This window comes from Streptomyces sp. NPDC051315, assembly GCF_044455165.1.
GTDB lineage: Bacteria > Actinomycetota > Actinomycetes > Streptomycetales > Streptomycetaceae > Streptomyces.
Genome location: NZ_JBITEN010000004.1, coordinates 378,727 through 392,335, shown reverse-complemented (window position 1 = coordinate 392,335; position 13,609 = coordinate 378,727). Strand labels below are relative to the sequence as shown.

At 73.5% G+C, this 13,609-nt stretch carries 14 protein-coding genes, 1 tRNA gene and 3 pseudogenes; 10 read left to right on the top strand and 8 right to left on the bottom strand.

Going from position 1 to position 13,609, the window contains the following annotated elements:
• Positions 1–133: 133 nt before the first annotated feature.
• Entirely contained in the window at positions 134–313 is a 180-nt protein-coding gene (locus ACIBBD_RS10970; protein WP_399419006.1) for a hypothetical protein, read from the top strand.
• A 2-nt stretch (positions 314–315) separates the two neighbouring features.
• Here the strand turns inward: ACIBBD_RS10970 and ACIBBD_RS10965 are convergent.
• Positions 316–1,227, bottom strand: a pseudogene (locus ACIBBD_RS10965) (IS5 family transposase).
• Positions 1,228–1,318: 91 nt separating this feature from the next.
• Here ACIBBD_RS10965 and ACIBBD_RS10960 point away from each other — a divergent pair.
• Positions 1,319–1,738, top strand: a complete 420-nt coding sequence (locus ACIBBD_RS10960; protein ID WP_399419005.1) for a DUF4440 domain-containing protein — start codon at positions 1,319–1,321, stop codon at positions 1,736–1,738.
• An 88-nt stretch (positions 1,739–1,826) separates the two neighbouring features.
• Here the strand turns inward: ACIBBD_RS10960 and ACIBBD_RS10955 are convergent, their stop codons facing one another.
• The gene (locus ACIBBD_RS10955) at positions 1,827–2,696 is read right to left on the bottom strand and encodes a Cof-type HAD-IIB family hydrolase (RefSeq protein ID WP_399419004.1); all 870 of its coding nucleotides are present in this window, start codon (positions 2,694–2,696) and stop codon (positions 1,827–1,829) included.
• Positions 2,697–2,857: 161 nt separating this feature from the next.
• Between ACIBBD_RS10955 and ACIBBD_RS10950 the strand changes: the two genes are divergently transcribed.
• The 8 genes and pseudogenes from ACIBBD_RS10950 (at position 2,858) to murJ (ending at position 9,561) form a co-directional block, all read left to right on the top strand.
• A complete protein-coding gene (locus tag ACIBBD_RS10950) occupies positions 2,858–3,670 on the top strand; it encodes an SAM-dependent methyltransferase (protein WP_399419003.1) in 813 nt (270 codons plus the stop codon).
• Positions 3,671–4,048: 378 nt separating this feature from the next.
• Positions 4,049–5,041 (top strand): hypothetical protein, encoded by a 993-nt coding sequence (locus ACIBBD_RS10945; protein WP_399419002.1) that lies wholly within the window; start codon positions 4,049–4,051, stop codon positions 5,039–5,041.
• Positions 4,999–5,124, top strand: coding sequence for a hypothetical protein (locus tag ACIBBD_RS10940; RefSeq protein ID WP_399419001.1), 126 nt, complete (start codon positions 4,999–5,001; stop codon positions 5,122–5,124). The genes ACIBBD_RS10945 and ACIBBD_RS10940 overlap by 43 nt, the downstream gene beginning before the upstream one ends.
• Before the next feature lie 39 nt (positions 5,125–5,163).
• Positions 5,164–6,259, top strand: a pseudogene (locus tag ACIBBD_RS10935) (amidohydrolase family protein).
• Between the two features lie 24 nt (positions 6,260–6,283).
• The gene (locus tag ACIBBD_RS10930) at positions 6,284–6,814 is read left to right on the top strand and encodes an NUDIX hydrolase family protein (RefSeq protein ID WP_365458600.1); all 531 of its coding nucleotides are present in this window, start codon (positions 6,284–6,286) and stop codon (positions 6,812–6,814) included.
• Between the two features lie 47 nt (positions 6,815–6,861).
• Positions 6,862–7,257 (top strand): (2Fe-2S) ferredoxin domain-containing protein, encoded by a 396-nt coding sequence (locus ACIBBD_RS10925; RefSeq protein ID WP_399419108.1) that lies wholly within the window; start codon positions 6,862–6,864, stop codon positions 7,255–7,257.
• A 180-nt stretch (positions 7,258–7,437) separates the two neighbouring features.
• Positions 7,438–7,877: pseudogene (locus ACIBBD_RS10920) on the top strand (TetR family transcriptional regulator); the annotation flags it as partial.
• Positions 7,878–7,923: 46 nt separating this feature from the next.
• Positions 7,924–9,561: a murein biosynthesis integral membrane protein MurJ gene (murJ, locus tag ACIBBD_RS10915; protein ID WP_399419000.1), complete on the top strand. Its 1,638-nt coding sequence runs from the start codon at positions 7,924–7,926 to the stop codon at positions 9,559–9,561.
• A 115-nt stretch (positions 9,562–9,676) separates the two neighbouring features.
• Here the strand turns inward: murJ and ACIBBD_RS10910 are convergent.
• The 6 genes from ACIBBD_RS10910 to ACIBBD_RS10885 form a co-directional block, all read right to left on the bottom strand.
• A tRNA-Pro gene (locus tag ACIBBD_RS10910) sits at positions 9,677–9,750 on the bottom strand.
• Positions 9,751–9,881: 131 nt separating this feature from the next.
• A complete protein-coding gene (locus ACIBBD_RS10905) occupies positions 9,882–10,241 on the bottom strand; it encodes an MmcQ/YjbR family DNA-binding protein (RefSeq protein ID WP_399418999.1) in 360 nt (119 codons plus the stop codon).
• A gap of 30 nt (positions 10,242–10,271) precedes the next feature.
• The gene (locus tag ACIBBD_RS10900; protein ID WP_399418998.1) at positions 10,272–10,793 is read right to left on the bottom strand and encodes a GNAT family N-acetyltransferase; all 522 of its coding nucleotides are present in this window, start codon (positions 10,791–10,793) and stop codon (positions 10,272–10,274) included.
• The gene (locus ACIBBD_RS10895; RefSeq protein ID WP_399418997.1) at positions 10,790–11,377 is read right to left on the bottom strand and encodes a helix-turn-helix domain-containing protein; all 588 of its coding nucleotides are present in this window, start codon (positions 11,375–11,377) and stop codon (positions 10,790–10,792) included. The genes ACIBBD_RS10900 and ACIBBD_RS10895 overlap by 4 nt, the downstream gene beginning before the upstream one ends.
• A gap of 69 nt (positions 11,378–11,446) precedes the next feature.
• Positions 11,447–12,358 (bottom strand): LysR family transcriptional regulator, encoded by a 912-nt coding sequence (locus tag ACIBBD_RS10890; RefSeq protein ID WP_399418996.1) that lies wholly within the window; start codon positions 12,356–12,358, stop codon positions 11,447–11,449.
• Between the two features lie 31 nt (positions 12,359–12,389).
• A complete protein-coding gene (locus ACIBBD_RS10885; RefSeq protein WP_399418995.1) occupies positions 12,390–13,583 on the bottom strand; it encodes a glycine C-acetyltransferase in 1,194 nt (397 codons plus the stop codon).
• Between the last annotated feature and the right edge of the window lie 26 nt (positions 13,584–13,609).

Below are 13,609 nucleotides of genomic sequence, written 5' to 3'. Positions count from 1 at the left end.
ACGCGCTGGTCTCTCCCTCGGTCACCTTCCGTCTGCTCCGGCGCGTCACACGGGCCCCTCGGCCGGACGCCCACTGCTCCCGGTGTCCCCCGCCGGGAAGCCTGCCGAAGCGCTGAACGACCGCGAGCCCGACGTGGTCCGTCCAATCCCCCTCGGCCACTCCAACGCCGAGATCGCCGCCGGACCGTACGTCTCGCCCTCCGCGGTCGAGGCGCGTCTGTCCAGCGTCCGGCTCACGCGGGACGCACGGAACCGCGTCGAGGCCGCGGCCCGGGCCTGGCAGCAGCACGGGCACGTGCGGTCACGCGGCTGACCCTAGGTCCTGTCTGACAAAGGATCTTGGGTGGCTTCGCGGAGCCAGAGGATGAGTGCGGCAAGGTGGACTCCGGCTTCGTAGCGGTCGGCGAGTTTGTCGAAGCGGGTGGCGATCGCGCGGAACTGCTTGAGGCGGTTGAAGCAGCGTTCGACGACATTGCGGGCCTTGTATAGCTCTCGGTCGAAGGCTGGCGGCCTGCCGCCGGTCTGTCCGCGCCGCAGGCGGTTGGCCTCTTGATCCGCCCGCTCCGGGATCACCGCCCGGATACCCCTGCGCCGCAGGGACTGGCGGATCGCCCGGGACGAATACGCCTTGTCCGCGATGACCGCGCCGGGCCTGCGGCGGGGTCGTCCGGCGCCGGCCCGGGGCGACCCTCCGCTCCTCCAGGACGGCGTCGAAGACGGTGCAAACGTTGACGTTGCCGGGCGTGACGATGACGGCCAGGGGCAGGCCGCGGCCATCGCAGGCGAGACGGACCTTGGTGGTAGGCCCACCGCGGGACCGGCCGAGCGCCTGGCCGGCCGTCGCGCGTGCCGGATCTTCCAGTTCGTCCACCGCCGCCGCCCCTTTTTGCGGGCCCCGGCGGCGTGCTGGTGGGCTCGGTTGATCGTGGAGTCGATCGACACCGTCCACTCCACGGTTCCGACGGAGTCGTCCCGGACCTGGACCTGCTTGAGCAGGTCGGCCCAGGTGCCGTCCGCCTCCCCGCGGGCGAACCGCTCATAGGCCGTCTGTCACGGCCCATAGCGTTCCGGCAGGTCACGCCACGGCGCACCGGTCCGCAACCGCCACAACACCCTGTTGATCACCTGCCGGTGATCCCGCCACGGACGCCCTCGCCCCTCAACACCCGGCAGCAGAGGCGCTATCCGCGCCCATGCCGCATCCGTCAGCTCACCACGACCCACCACAAGATCTTTATCAGCGGCGCCAGGGCCCGCCACCGCTGAAGGCCGCCCGGCCGCCGAGGGCCCACCGGCCGCGACCGTGCATCATGTCGCCATGATCCGAAACGATCGGCACGCGCCCGAGGCGCTCCCGCAGCATCCGGACGTCACCGAGGCGATCGTCCGGGAGCGACGCCTCCACGACCCTTCCGTCCGCCTCTCCGGTCCCCTCGCCGAAGCCCTCTTCGACCCCGATTTCATCGAGGTCGGCGCCTCCGGGCGGCGGTGGACGCATGCGGAGATGGTCGCCGCCCTGCCCACGCTCCACGGCGGCGCCGCGAACAGCACTTCCATCACCGCAGAGCACTTCGAGGGCACGGTCCTCGCCCCCGGGATCGTTCACCTCACCTACGAGACCCGCATCGAGGACCGACAGGCCCGCCGTTCGTCGATCTGGCGCCGCGACGCCGCCGGGGAATTCCGGCTCTACTACCACCAGGCCACGCCGGTGCCGGACGGGACGGCCCGGCCGTAGGGTCCGTCCTGGAGCCTGTCTGCCCCTCCCCTTTGTGTCCGGCCCGCCCGGCCCGATCCGACGCGAATTGTCAGACAGGGCCTAGGAGTCACAGGCCGCTCACCGGGAGGCCGAGCAGGCGCACGACGGTGCGCAGCACTCCGTTGTCGTTGTTGGAGGGGGCCAGGTGGCGGGCCCGGCGGACGACCTCGGGGTGGGCGTTGGCCATGGCGAAGGACCAGTCGGCGGCGTCCAGCATCTCCAGGTCGTTGAGGTAGTCGCCGAACACCATGGTCTGCGCGGGCGTGATGCCCAGCTCGCGCTGGAGCCGGCGCAGGGCCGCGCCCTTGTTGGCGGTGCCGTTCATCACGTCGACCCAGTGCTCGCCGGAGACCACGACCTGGTGGGTGTCGGCGACGGACGCCAGGGCCGGGGCGGTGGTCTCCTCCGCCGACCCGAAGTCGAACAGCGCCACCTTCAGGATGTCGTCGTCGACGGCGGCGGCGTCCTCGACCACCTGGTGGCGGAGGTAGTACCGGCCCACCTCGGCCAGGAAGTCCTCGTCGGCCCGCTCCACGTACGCGGACCGCTTCCCGCACACGACGGCCCCGACGTCGACGCCGCCGGCCACGAGCCGTCGTACCGCCCCGACGACCTCGCTGACCACGTCCGGGGCCAGCGGATCGGAGCTCAGCTCCTCGCCGTCGCGGACGACGTAGGTGCCGTTCTCCGCGATGAAGACCATCCCGTCGGCGACCTCGGCGAACTCGCGCTCCAATGTCGCGTACTGGCGTCCGCTCGCCGGGCTGAACAGCACCCCGCGCTCCCGCAGCCGCGCCAGCACCTCCCACAGCCCGTCCGGCGTCCGCTTGTCGTCGTCGAGCAGCGTGCCGTCCATGTCGGTGACGACGAGGCGGATGTCGGCGTGCTCGGCCGACGGCTCGCGGGCGGTCAGCTGGGGGGAGTGCGAGTAGGGCATGTCCTGCTTCCTGTACGGGGGACCGGATCGTCACCCTACCGGGGGACACCGCGCGCCCCACGGGCCCCGGCCCCACCGCTGCGCCGGTTCCGGGGACACCGCTGATCACGCGGCGGCACAATGGCCCGCGACGGTAAGGACGCGGAGCGAGGAGCGGTGACGTGGGCGAGGGCCATACGCGGCCGGGCGGGCCGACGCGGCTGAACACCGCCGTGGCGCACAACGCGCGGGTGTGGAACCACTGGATCGGCGGCAAGGACAACTACGAGGTCGACCAGCAGGTCGGCGAGCACGTCGCCGCCATGTTCCCGCTGATCCGGGAGATCGCCCGCGCCGACCGCCGGTTCCTGGGCCGCGCGGTGCGCTTCCTGGCCGAGGAGCGGGGGATGCGGCAGTTCCTCGACATCGGCACCGGCCTGCCGACGGCGGACAACACCCACGAGATCGCGCAGCGCGTCGCGCCCGACGCGCGGGTCGTGTACGTCGACAACGACCCGATCGTGCTGGTGCACGCCCGCACCCTGCTGACCGGTACCGACGACGGTGTCACCGACTACGTCGACGCCGATGTGCGCGACCCGGACGCCATCCTCGAGCGTGCCGCCCGCACGCTGGACTTCGGCCGCCCGGTCGCGGTGATGATGCTCGGCATCCTGAACTTCGTGCTGGACGTCGAGGCGGCCCGGCACATCGTGCGGCGGATCATGGCCGAGGTCCCCTCCGGCAGCCACCTGGTCCTGACCCACCCCACCCACGACAGCGAGGTGGGCGGCGAGGGCCAGATCCCGGCCATGGAGTTCTGGAACGAGAACGCGACCCCGCCGATCACGGCGCGCAGCGGCACGGAGATCGCCGCGTTCTTCGCGGGCCTGGAGCTGCTGGAGCCGGGCCTGGTGTCCTGCTCGCGGTGGCGGGCCGGGCCCGGCTCCCCGGCCGTGGTGCCGCAGTACGGCGCGGTGGCCGTGAAACCCTGACCGTCGACCGCCCGTGCGCGCCGCGACCGTGCGGGCCGTGACCGTGGAGGCCGTATGACCACCCTCGGCCGACCCCGTGCCCGGCGGACGCCCCGGTGACGTCGAACGGGCGAGAGCGCTGAGCGGGGAGCTGACGGGGCGGGGCGTCCACGGGATCGTGCTGTCCTACGTCGACACCGCCGGCATCGGCCGGGTGAAGACGGTGCCGGTCGCCGGACTGGCGTCGGCGGTGGCCTGGGGCGTCGGCATGTCCCCGGTGTTCGACACCTTTCTGGCGAACGACCACATCGTCACCACCGACGTGCTCGGCTCGCCGGACGGCGACCTGCGTCTGTACCCCGACCTCGACCGGCTGGTCGTCCTGGCCGGGCAGCCCGGATGGGCGTGGGCGCCGGTCGACCGGATGACCCGGGACGGGACCCGGCATCCGGGCTGCACCCGCACCTTCCTGCGCCGGATCGTCGCCGACGCGGCCCGCGCGCACGGCCTGACCTTCAAGGCGGGCATCGAGATCGAGTGGGTCCTCGGGCCGGACTCCGCCCCCGAGGGCGCTTTCGTCCCGGCCGCCACGGGACCGGCGTACGGGGCGACCCGGCAGATCGAGCTGAGCGAGTACACCGCCGCCCTGATCGCGGCGTGCGCGGCGCAGGGCGTGGACGTCGACCAGATCCACCCGAGTACGCGCCCGGCCAGTTCGAGATCGCCGTCGGTGCCCTCGACCCGGTGGCGGCGGCCGACCGCAGTGTGCTCGTGCGCCAGACCGTCCGCGCGGTCGCCCGGCGTCACGGTCTGCGCGTCTCCTTCTCCCCCGCCGTCGCCGCCCGGGGGGTCGGCAACGGCGGTCACATCCACCTCTCCGCCTGGCGCGACGGCGCCAACCTGCACGCCGGCGGCGACCGCCGGTACGGTCTGACGGCCGACGCGGAGGCCTTCGCGGCCGGTGTGCTGGCCCACCTGACGGCCCTGACGGCGGTGACCGCACCGAGTCCGGCCAGCTATCTGCGGCTCAGGCCGTCCCAGTGGGCGGGGGTCACCGCCTGGGGCCTGGAGACCCGCGAGAGCGCGGTGCGTCTGGTGCGCGGCACTGCGGGCCGGCGCGCCGAGCGGGCGAACCTGGAGGTCAAGCCCGTGGACCTGGCCGCCGACCCGTATCTCGCCCTCGGCTGTCTCATCGCCGCCGGTCTCGACGGGCTCGCGTCGGGCGCCACCCTGCCCGAGGAGACCACCGGTGACCCGGCCCGGCTGGACGCCGGTCAGGCAGCTGCTCGGGACGTCCGCCGGCTGCCGACGTCACTGGGCGAGGCCCTGACGGAGTTCCGCGGGACGAGGTGCTGCGGACCACGCTGGGCCCGGTCCTCGCCGACGCGGTGACCGCCGTACGGCAGGGGGAGATCGCGGCGGTGGACGGGCTGGACGACGAGCGGGTGGCCGCGGCCTACCGCTGGGTGTACTGACATGGCCGCCCCGGACCCGTCCACGAGGCGCTCGCCGCGCTGGAGCTGGTCGACCACCACTGTCACGGCGTCGTCACCGACCCGCTCGACCGGGCCGGCTTCGAAGCGCTGCTGACCGAGGGCGACCGCTGGCCCGGCAGCTCGTCGTTCGACACCCCGGCCGGGGTCGCCGTACGGCGGCACTGCGCGCCCCTGCTGGACCTGGAGCGCCACGCCCCCGCCGACGCGTACCTGGCCCGGCGGGCCGAGGTGGGCCCGCGGGAGGTCAACCGGCGCTTCCTGGCGGCCGCCGGTACCGGCGTGTTCTGCGTGGACACCGGGTTCGTCCCGCGGCGGCTGACGTCGCCCGCCGACTCGCCGGGGCGGCGGGCGGGATCGCGCACGAGGTGGTCCGGCTGGAGGCCGTCGCCGAGGCGGTGGTAGCGCGGGGCGTCGACGCGGGCGGGTACGCGGACGCGTTCCGGGCGGCCGCGCTGGACGCCGTGCGGGGGCCGGGGGTGGTGGCGGTGCAGTCGGTGGCCGCGTACCGCACCGGCTTCGACCTGGACCCGGCCCGGCCCCCGGACGCGGAGGTCACGCGGGCGGCCCGGCACTGGCTGGCGCGCGGGGGCCGGCTGGACGAACCCGTCCTCTCCGGCACCCGCTGTGGACCGCGGTCGACCTCGGTCTCCCGCTCCAGCTGCACACGGGCTTCGGCGACAACGACATCCGTCTGCACCGGGTGGATCCCACCCACCTCACGGACTGGCCGCACCTGACCGCGGGCAGGATCCCGGTACTGCTCGTGCACTGCTGGCCCTACCAGCGTCAGGCCGCCTACCTGGCCGCGGTGTTCGAGCAGGCGTACCTGGACGTGGGGCTCACCCTGCACCACGTCGGCCCGGCCCGGGCGCGGGCGGTCCTGGAGGAGGCGCTGGAGATCACACCGTTCCGCAAACTGCTGTACGGCTCCGACGCCTACGGTGTCGCCGAGTTCTACGCGCTCGGCGCGCTGGCGTTCCGCCGGGGCCTGGGAGACCTCCTCCAGGACCGCGTGGACGCCGACGAACTGGGCCTGCCCGACGCGCTGCGGCTGGCGCGGTGGGCCGGAGCGGACAACGCCCGCAGGGTCTACCGGCTTCCCGACGGACACTGAAAGTATGATCAAGCAATGTCTGACATGACCGAGACCACACCCGGATGGCTGAGCGCCGACGAGCTCGAGATGGCGCGCGCCCGCATGCCGATCCTGTACGTCGAGGCCGTGCCCGTGCGCGTCGACGACAGCGGCGAAGTCACCAGCATCGGCCTGCTGCTGCGCATCGGACCGGACGGCAATGTCAGCCGGACCCTGGTATCCGGCCGGGTCCTGCACCACGAGCGGGTCCGTGACGCCCTGCTGCGCCACCTGGAGAAGGATCTCGGCCCGGTGGCCCTGCCGCGCGTCCCGGCCTCGCTCCAGCCCTTCACCGTCGCCGAGTACTTCCCGACGCAGGGCATCACCCCGTACCACGACCCGCGTCAGCACGCGGTGTCCCTGGCCTACATCGTGCCGGTGACGGGCGACTGCCGGCCCCGGCAGGACGCCCTGGACCTGGTGTGGTTCGACCCGCAGGAGGCGGCCTCGCCCGCGGTGCAGAGCGAGATGCCCGGCGGGCACGGCTTCCTGCTGCGGCAGGCGCTGGCCCACGTCGGCCTCTCGGCCTCCTGACCGGCGTGGGGTCGCGTCCCGCACTTCCGGCTCAGCGTGCGGTGAGCATCGGCGCCGCCGCCCGCCGTCCCTGCACCGTCGTCGTGTGCCGGGGCTGCTGCTGCGGCGACGCCCGCAAGCACCCCGGCTACGACCACGCCTGGCAGCTGGACCGCCTGCGGGCAGCCGCGTCCGCGTCCGACGGCGGCTTCGAGGTCCGTACGACGGACTGTCTCGGCCCGTGCGACCAGGCGAACGTCATCGTGGTCCAGCCGTCCGCCGCCGGACGCCGGGCCGGTGGCCGGGCCACGTGGGTGGGGTTCGCCATGGACGACGACTGCACGGAGGAGATCGCGGCCTGGGCGGCCGCCGGCGGACCGGGCGTCGCCGAGCCACCGGTCACGCTGGAGCTCCAGTTCGTCAGCCCGCCCCGAGCGGCGCGGGCGGCTCGTCGACGCCGGTAGCCGCCGGGGCCCGGGCGACCCGGAGAAGGGCCGCCGAGACGCCCCGTCGCAGCCGAGGCACGCCGGCGTGCCGGCGTACCTCAACCGGTCACGCCCGGCGGCTCCCCCCTCCCCGGCCCGGACGGACCCCCGTACCGCCCGGCCGCTCGCCCTGCCGGACCCGGCTACCGGCCCGGACCAGTCGTCCAGTTCCTGTCCGGCATGGGCGAGGCGATGCGCGCGGAGCTGGCGGCCCGCCCCGCCGACGAGCCGCCCTCGGTCGCGCTGCGGCACACCGCCTCCAGGTGCCGGTCGCCGAGTGCGCCGACCGGTCCGACCACGCGGAACGGGCCCTGCGCGTGGTCCGGTTGATCCTGCGCACACCGGCCCTGCGCGCCCGCTTCCTGGGGCGCCAGGCCCAGTGGCGCGACGACCTCGCGGCGGAGCTGACGCACCGTCTGCCATCCGGCCCCGACCCCGATCTGCGCGCACGGCTCGCCGCAGGGATGACGCTCACCGCCTTCGACACGGTGCTGCAGCGCTGGAGCGACAGCGACGGCTCCGAAAACCCGGCCGCCCTGGCCGACCACGCGTTCAGGCTGCTCGCACCGGCACTGGACCTTGCTCAACCGGACGCCTGAGCAGGGTGGTTGAGGCGCACCGATCCCGGTGACGTAGGTTGGCCGGATGGTGGACGGGACGACGACCGCGACACGCACCGTCCGCAGGGGCGGCGCCGCCCGCTCGTCGGCGCTGATGGCGCTGGGCACGGTCGTGTCCCGGGCGACCGGCCTGATCCGCACCGTCCTCCAGGCGGCCGCCCTGGGCACCGGCCTGCTGGCCACCACGTACAACACGGCGAACACCGTGCCGACCAGCCTCTACACCCTGCTGATCGGCGGGGCCCTCAACGCGGTGCTGGTGCCGCAGCTGGTGCGCGCCCGGACCACCCACCCCGACGGCGGGCGCGCCTACGAGCAGCGGCTGGTCACCCTGGTCGTGTCCGTCCTGGCCGTCGGGACGGCGCTGGCGGTGTGGGCCGCCCCGCAGATCGTCTCGGTGTACCTGCGCGACACCCCGCGCAACCACGAGGCCTACGAACTCACCGTGGTCTTCGCGCGTTTCCTGCTCCCACAGATCTTCTTCTACGGCCTGTTCAACATCTACGGCCAAGTCCTCAACGCCCGCGAGCGGTTCGGCGCGATGATGTGGACCCCGGTCCTCAACAACGTGGTGCTGCTGGGCATGTTCGGTGCCTACCTGGGCCTGATGACCGTGCCGGCACGGGTGGAGGACATCACCGACGCCCAGGTGCGCCTGCTGGGCATCGGCACGACGGCCGGGATCGCGGTACAGGCCCTCGCCCTGGTCCCGTTCGCCCGCGCGGCCGGGTTCCGCTTCCGTCCGCGCTTCGACTGGCGCGGCTCCGGCCTGGGTTCCGGCGTCCGCGCCGCCCAGTGGACCCTGCTCTTCGTCCTGACGAACCTCGTCGCGCTGACCGTGGTCACCAACTACGCCAACGCGGCAGACCAGGCGCTGCCCGACGCCGGCGTGGGCTACTCGGCGTACACGTACGCGCAGACGATCTGGATGCTGCCGCAGTCGGTGGTGACCGTCTCCCTCGTGACCGCGCTGCTGCCGCGCATGACCCGGGCCGTCGCGGAGGGCCGGGTCGGTGACCTGCGCGCGGACCTGTCCCGGGGCCTGCGGATGAGCGGCGTCGTCGTCGTGCCCGCGGCCTTCCTCTTCCTGGCCCTCGGCCCGCGGATCTCCACGCTGCTGTTCGCGCACGGCGCGGCCGACGCGGCCTCCGCCCAGCCGCTCGGGCACATGCTCCAGGCCTTCGGACTCGGCCTGATCCCGTTCTCGGCGCAGTACCTGCTGCTGCGCGGCTTCTACGCCTTCGAGGACACCCGCACCCCGTTCCTGCTGGCGGTCTGGATCGCGGTGGTGAACATTGCCCTGGCCACGGCCTGCCACCTGCTGCTGCCCGCCCGCTGGTCGGTCACCGGCATGGCCGGCGCCTACGCGCTGTCCTGCCTGGCCGGCCTCCTCCTCACCGTGCGGCTGCTGCGCCGGCGGACCGGCGGCCGCCTCGACGACGGCGCGGTACGCCGCACCTACACCCGGCTGGTGTCCGCCGCGTCCCTCGCCGCAGCACTGGCCTGGGCGGCGGACCGGGCCTGCGCGGCCTCGCTGGGCGACGGCACCCCGGCCACCGCGCTCGCCCTGGCGGCGGGGACCGTCACGCTGGGGGTGGGGTACGTCGCGCTGGCGCGGCTGCTGCGGGTCGGGGAGCTGCGGGAACTGCGCCGACTGCGCTGAGAGTGGATGCACGGTGATCCAGGAAGTGAATCTTCACTTCGCCGACCCCCGAAATGATCATGGGGCCGGTTCAGATGTCCTCTGAACCGGCCCCATGACCTGCGACTCCGTAAAGTCGGGACGACAGGATTTGAACCTGCGACCCCTTGACCCCCAGTCAAGTGCGCTACCAAGCTGCGCCACGTCCCGTTGCCCGTCTGACCTGGGGTTTCCCCCGGCCGAACGCGCATGGAAACAATACCGCACTCGGGTCGGTGGTCGCGCACCCCTTTACGGCGGCCCACCCCCGGGGCCCTTGGGCGACCCGTCCCCGAAAGGGCTCATCCCTGCGCGGGAAGTCCCAGCCCCGGATACGCCTCGAGCAGACGCGGCGGGGCCGCCTGGCGCCAGGAGTCGGCCAGGATGTCCCGCAGCTCGTCCTCGTCCTCGAGGGCGGCCAGCCGGACCCGGACCCAGGCGAACTGGGCCTCGTGGTCGGCGATCCAGAACTTCCGCGGCTCGGCGAGGGCCAGCTCGTCGCGCTCCTCCTTGGGGCAGCGCACGGCGATGGACGTCTCGTCCTCGGGCAGCGTGGCGAACATCTTCCCGTCGACCCGGAAGGTGGGCATGCTCCAGGCGATCTTCTCCGTGGTGTCCGGCAGGGACAGGGCGATACGGCGTACGTCTTCGGCGTCCGGCATGCTCCGCACCGTAGCGCCTGCCACTGACAGTCACCCGACGCCGATCTGCTTGTAGTACAGCGTGGTCGGCCGCAGGACTCCGGCCGGGCTCGCCGCGTAGTCGGGGATCACCCCGGCCCTCGTCCACCCGGCGGTGCGGTAGAGGCGTTCGGCGGGGCTGTCGGTCTCGGTGTCGAGGTGGAGCAGGGTGACGCCGGCCGCGGCGGCGGCCTCCTCCGCGACGGTCAGGAGACGGCGCCCGAGGCCCCGTCCCCGGGCCTCCCGGTGGACCATCAGCTTGACGAGTTCCGCACGGTGGCGGCTGTTGGGCTTGTCGGGGAAGTCCAGGGTGACCGTCCCGACGACACGGTCACCGTCGTGGGCCGCCCACACCGCGAGCCGTCCGGCGGCCACGCCCGCCACGCGCTCCTTCCACCAGGCGACGGCCTCGGCGCGGTCGAGCGGGGCGAGGAAGCCGACCGAGGCCCCGCCGTCCACCGCGTCGACCAGCAGGTCGGCCAAGGCGCCCGTGCGTTCCAGCAGTTGACCGGCGTCGAGACGGGTCGTCGTCACGGCAGCACCACCGCCAGCACGTACCGCACGTCCCCGTCCCCCGCGCACCGGAACCGCGTCGGCCCCCAGACACGCAGCCGCAGACAGTCGCCGGCCTCCAGGTGATGGCCGACGTTCTCGGCCGTGACGTCGAGGGCGCCGTCCAGAACCCAGATGTGCTGCTCCAGGCCGGGTACGGACGGCCGGTCGTAGGCGATGTCGGCGCCCGCGGCGAGCCGGCCCTCGACCAGTTCACCCCGCAGTCCGGGGTGCGGCGGCGACACCGAGCGCCGGACGAACCCCGAGGCCCGGTCCTCCCACACGGGCTGCTCGGCGGCCCGCACCAGCGGCTCGGGCTCCGCCTCGACCTCCCCGAGCAGCCGGGACATCGTGCGTCCGTAGACATGGCACAGGCGGTTGAGCGTGGCCGCGGTGGGGCTGATCTCCGCCCGCTCGGCGCGGGACAGGGTGGAGCGGCTCACGCCGCTGCGCTCGGCCAGTTCCCCCAGGGACCATCCGCGTTCGGCCCGCAGCTCGGCCAGCCGGGCCGCGAGCCGGGCGTCGACGGCGTCGGGAGCGGAGTCGACCTCTCCAAGCTGTTTCATATTCGGGATCGTATCCCAGATCCGGGAATCACTCGATGGAGATGCGGTGACGGCGCCCGCCGTCCCGGCTCAGCCGGTGGCGGCCGGGGTGACCTCGCCGAGCGCGTCCAGCACCGGCCGGATCAGCGGGTGCTCCTCCGCGCCGCGCCGTACGGCGGCGAAGACCCGGCGGGTCGGGGCCACCCCGTCGACCGGGCGGACGACCACGCCGCTGAGGTCCATGCCGCGCAGCGCCGACCGCGGGACGAGGGCCACACCGGCGTCGGCGGAGGCCAGCGCCACGACCGCGCGGAAGTCGTCCGAGGAGTGTTCCAGCCGCGGCTGGAACCCGGCGTGCTCGCAGGCCAGGACCACCACGTCGTGACAGGGGTTGCCGGGGTAGGGCCCGATCCACGGGTCCTTCGCCAGCTCGGCCAGCGGCACCTCGGCGGTGTCGGCGAGGCGGTGGGTGACCGGGACGACCGCGTCGAAGGGCTCGGCGTAGAGCGGGACGTGGGTGAGGCGCGGGTCGTCGGCGGAGGGGGCCCCGCGGTACTCGACCGCGACGGCGACGTCGACCTGCCGGTCCAGCACCATGGGCAGGCTGGCGTCGCCCTCGGCGTCCTGGACGCGGATCCTTATCCCGGGGGCGGTGCCGGCCAGCCGGGCCACCGCGGGCGCCACGACCAGGGCGATACCGGTCGCGAATGCGGCGACCGTGACCGTCCCCGCGGCCCCCGAGCCGTAGGCGGCCAGCTCCGCCTCCGCCCGCTCCAGCTGGGCCAGGACCACGTTCGTGTGGGCGAGCAGGATCTCGCCGGCCGGGGTCAGCCGTACGCCCTTCGCACCGCGTTCGACCAGGCGGTGGCCGGTCTCCTGCTCCAGGGCCGTGAGCTGCTGGGAGACGGCGGAGGGCGTGAGGTACAGCGCGGCGGCAGCCGCCGTCACCGTACGGTGGTCGGCCACCGCACGGAGGATGTGGAGCCGCCGCGCCTCGATCATGCGACCGATTCTCTCAGTTTGTCCGGAGCGCTCAGGCCTCCAGCTCCGCACGGGCCGCCACGAAGGCGTCCACGGCCCGGTTCACGTCCTCGGTGGAGTGCGCGGCGGACAGCTGGACGCGGATGCGGGCCTGGCCCTGCGGTACGACCGGGTAGGAGAAGCCGATCACGTACACGCCGCGCTCCAGCAGCAGCTCGGCCATGCGGCCGGCCTTCGCCGCGTCACCGATCATCACGGGCGCGATGGCGTGGTCGCCGGCGAGGACGTCGAAGCCCTCCTCGGTCATCCGGCGCCGGAACAGGGCCGTGTTCTCCGCCAGCCGGACCCGCAGGTCGTCCGCCGACTCCAGCAGGTCGAGGACCTTCAGCGAGGCGGCGGCGATCACCGGGGCGAGCGTGTTGGAGAAGAGGTAAGGGCGGGAACGCTGGCGCAGCAGCGCCACGATCTCCGCGCGGGCGGCCACGTAGCCGCCGGAGGCGCCGCCGAGGGCCTTGCCGAGGGTGCCGGTGATGATGTCGACGCGGTCCATGACGCCGTGGAGCTCGGGGGTGCCGCGGCCGCCGGGGCCGACGAAGCCGACGGCGTGCGAGTCGTCGACCATGACCATGGCGTCGTAGCGGTCGGCGAGGTCGCAGATCTCGCGCAGGGGCGCCACGTAGCCGTCCATGGAGAAGACGCCGTCGGTGACGACCAGCCTCCGGCGCGCGTCGGACGCCTCCTTCAACCGGGCTTCGAGGTCGGCGAGATCACGGTTGGCGTAGCGGAAGCGGCGGGCCTTGGACAGGCGGATGCCGTCGATGATCGAGGCGTGGTTGAGGGCGTCGGAGATCACGGCGTCCTCGGGGCCGAGGAGCGTCTCGAAGACACCGCCGTTGGCGTCGAAGCAGGAGGAGTACAGGATCGTGTCCTCCTGCCCGAGGAAGGCGGACAGCCGCGCCTCCAGCTCCTTGTGCACCTCCTGCGTGCCGCAGATGAAGCGCACGGAGGCCATGCCGTAGCCCCAGCGGTCCAGGGCCTCGTGGGCGGCGGCGATCACCTCGGGGTGGTCGGCGAGGCCGAGGTAGTTGTTGGCGCAGAAGTTGAGGACCTCGCCGGGGCGGCCGCCCGCGGTGACGGCGACGGTCGCGGACTGCGGGGTGCCGATGACCCGCTCGGGCTTGTGCAGACCGGCGGCCCGGATCTCGTCGAGGGTGGCGCGCAGGTCGTCGCGCACGGAGTCGAACATCGAAGAAGCTCCTGAAGCTGAGGGGG

What these genes read in the sequence shown, in the direction of transcription:
- ACIBBD_RS10960 (WP_399419005.1), top strand. Translation starts at nt 1,319, where the DNA reads ATGATCCGAAACGATCGGCACGCGCCCGAGGCGCTCCCGCAGCATCCG.
- ACIBBD_RS10955 (WP_399419004.1), bottom strand. Translation starts at nt 2,696, where the DNA reads ATGCCCTACTCGCACTCCCCCCAGCTGACCGCCCGCGAGCCGTCGGCC.
- ACIBBD_RS10945 (WP_399419002.1), top strand. Translation starts at nt 4,049, where the DNA reads ATGGGCGTGGGCGCCGGTCGACCGGATGACCCGGGACGGGACCCGGCA.
- ACIBBD_RS10930 (WP_365458600.1), top strand. Translation starts at nt 6,284, where the DNA reads ATGACCGAGACCACACCCGGATGGCTGAGCGCCGACGAGCTCGAGATG.
- murJ (WP_399419000.1), top strand. Translation starts at nt 7,924, where the DNA reads ATGGTGGACGGGACGACGACCGCGACACGCACCGTCCGCAGGGGCGGC.
- ACIBBD_RS10905 (WP_399418999.1), bottom strand. Translation starts at nt 10,241, where the DNA reads ATGCCGGACGCCGAAGACGTACGCCGTATCGCCCTGTCCCTGCCGGAC.
- ACIBBD_RS10895 (WP_399418997.1), bottom strand. Translation starts at nt 11,377, where the DNA reads ATGAAACAGCTTGGAGAGGTCGACTCCGCTCCCGACGCCGTCGACGCC.
- ACIBBD_RS10890 (WP_399418996.1), bottom strand. Translation starts at nt 12,358, where the DNA reads ATGATCGAGGCGCGGCGGCTCCACATCCTCCGTGCGGTGGCCGACCAC.
- ACIBBD_RS10885 (WP_399418995.1), bottom strand. Translation starts at nt 13,583, where the DNA reads ATGTTCGACTCCGTGCGCGACGACCTGCGCGCCACCCTCGACGAGATC.